Below are 1,426 nucleotides of genomic sequence, written 5' to 3'. Positions count from 1 at the left end.
TGGAGTGCACCCCTGAAGTGAGACACTCAAATTTGAGTGACAGGGTTTTGTGGATGGATTTTTACGAGATCGGATGAGCGGGTCAAGGTTTGCTCGAACTCATCGGGAGGCCTGTAGCCGATGGAGGAATGCAGCCTCTTTCGATTGTATATCTCCTCGATGAAGATCCCAATCTCGCTTCTGGCATGCTCCAGGGTGGTATAGGTGGCTGCATTGATCTGCTCTTGCTTGAGGGTCTTCATGAAGCTCTCGGCTTTTGCATTGTGATAGGGATTGCCGGGAGCGCTCATGCTGGGATGTATGGCGAAGGTCCGCAGGCGGCGAACATAGTCCACGCTGGCATATTGTATCCCCCGGTCGGAATGATGGATCAGGCTATTGGGGCGCGGCTTGCGGGCAGCCAGAGCCATGTCGAGAGCGGCGATAGCCAGTTCCGCTCGTAGGTGGTCCTCCAATGCCCAACCGACCACCTTGCGCGAGAAGGCATCCAGAACCACCGCCAGATAGATGAAGGCCTGCTGCAGGCGCACATAGGTGATATCGGCGACCCAGATCTGGTCGAGGCCGGTGGGCACGAGTTCGCGTATCAGGTTGGGCGCGATCGGGAAGACGTGACCGCTATCCGTGGTCTGCGGCACGAAAGACTTGCGCCGCAGCACCAGCAGATTGTCCTCGCGCATCAGACGCAAGACCCGTTTGGTGTTGACGACATAGCCTTGCCGGCGCAGTTCGACCGTGATCCGGCGATAGCCATAGTGCTTGTTGGCAAGCGCCAGAAGCTGAATGCAATGGCGCAGCGCGATGTCGGTCTGGGCCGGAGCCGCCTCGACGAGCCAGCGATAATAGCCGGCGCGGGAGACCCTGCCGAGGTGGCACAATGCGTCGATGGTGGCGCCTTGCAGGCCGCTTGCGCTGGTCATTTGTCGGATGACCGCGTAGAGGCGGGCACGGGTGCCGGCTGCCCCGACTTCTCGCCCATGGCCTGCAAGGCTCGTTGAAAAAAATCGAGCGCAACCTGTTGGCGGCCGATCAAGCGCTCAAGTTCGACGATCTTGGCCTCGGCCTTCGCAAGAGCATCGGCAGAAGGAATTGCTGCGCCACTATCGGGTGGAGCGGGGTCCAACGGTGGCGCTGTGGCGGCTTGCAGTCGGCGCAAGCGTAATCCCGGCTTGGGCCCGCGCTTGCGGTTGAGACCTTCCACGCCATGAAGCCGCCAGGCAGCGCGCCACTCATGGATGATCTTGCGCGGCAACTCCAACGCGCGAGCAACCGCACTGACCGCCTCGCCGCTCTCCAACCGGCGCAGGACTTCTTGCTTGAAGGCAGTCGAATACTGCCGGGGGCTTCTGCCAAATGGCGTCGACATAATGGGCTCCTGGAGCCCTGTTACCCAAATTCCATTGTCTCAGATATGGGGTGCACTCCA

Annotated in this window: 2 protein-coding genes; both read right to left on the bottom strand. The window is 60.2% G+C overall.

Annotation, left to right across the window (positions count from 1 at the left end):
• Positions 1-26: 26 nt before the first annotated feature.
• A complete protein-coding gene (locus AB4037_RS34545; protein ID WP_441774669.1) occupies positions 27-920 on the bottom strand; it encodes an IS3 family transposase in 894 nt (297 codons plus the stop codon).
• Positions 917-1,366, bottom strand: coding sequence for a transposase (locus AB4037_RS34540; RefSeq protein ID WP_441774668.1), 450 nt, complete (start codon positions 1,364-1,366; stop codon positions 917-919). The genes AB4037_RS34545 and AB4037_RS34540 overlap by 4 nt, the downstream gene beginning before the upstream one ends.
• Between the last annotated feature and the right edge of the window lie 60 nt (positions 1,367-1,426).

Source organism: Labrys sp. KB_33_2, assembly GCF_052114505.1.
Classification (GTDB): Bacteria; Pseudomonadota; Alphaproteobacteria; order Rhizobiales; family Labraceae; genus Labrys.
Note: the sequence above shows the minus strand (reverse complement) of the source record. Positions and strands in the feature narration are given on the sequence as shown.

Excerpts from the sequence above, each read along its gene's own strand:
- AB4037_RS34545 (WP_441774669.1), bottom strand. The coding sequence starts at position 920 with ATGACCAGCGCAAGCGGCCTGCAAGGCGCCACCATCGACGCATTGTGC.
- AB4037_RS34540 (WP_441774668.1), bottom strand. The coding sequence starts at position 1,366 with ATGTCGACGCCATTTGGCAGAAGCCCCCGGCAGTATTCGACTGCCTTC.